This is a genomic window from Paracidovorax sp. (genome assembly GCF_057642795.1).
Map to the genome: position 1 here is coordinate 1 of NZ_JBXYZY010000039.1, position 607 is coordinate 607.

Here is a 607-nt window from a genome sequence, read left to right on the forward strand (position 1 = left end):
ACGGGCAGCATGGCCACATCCTATGATGTTCACCGTTTGCGATTCGTTGCGGCTGCACCGTGGTCTATTAGGAGCAGGCGGGGATGATTATCACCGCCACGGGATGTCCACATGGACGTGGAACAGATCGTCGTCAAGACCGTAGTGAAGGCTGCCCCCAAGTAGCTCGACACGCTCGGTGATCCCCTTAAGCCCGCGGGAATGGGCACTCGGTCCTCCAGCCCATCCGCCGATGTAGCCGTTCGTCGCGTCAATGCTGATTCCGTCTCGGGGATTCCCGCGTACGCGCAGGGTCGTCGTCTGCCCGGGTGCGTGCTTGGCTGCGTTAGTGAGCAGCTCCTGAACGATGCGGTAGACGGCCCTCGACACAGCGGGATCGACGCGATCGGCGTCCTCAATGAAGACGCTCGAATTGAGAGGCTGACCGGCGCCGAAGGACTCGTCAATGACCTCGGCCAGTTTCGACAGGGGCAAGTCCGGTGTCACGCGGGACTCGGTAAGCACCGACAGCAGGGAATGCAGGTCATTGACGGCTGCAGCTGCCCCAGCCTGTACCTCGTGGGCGGCCTTGACGACGTCCGGATTGTCCCGAAGTTGAGTCTCTAGC

Annotated in this window: 1 protein-coding gene; it reads right to left on the reverse strand. The window is 61.8% G+C overall.

All coding sequences use genetic code 11. The features are described from left to right. Window positions 1–90: 90 nt before the first annotated feature. Window positions 91–607, reverse strand: a 517-nt coding sequence (locus AC3A84_RS16170; protein WP_487971062.1) for a sensor histidine kinase, incomplete at its 5' end; no start/stop codon positions are given.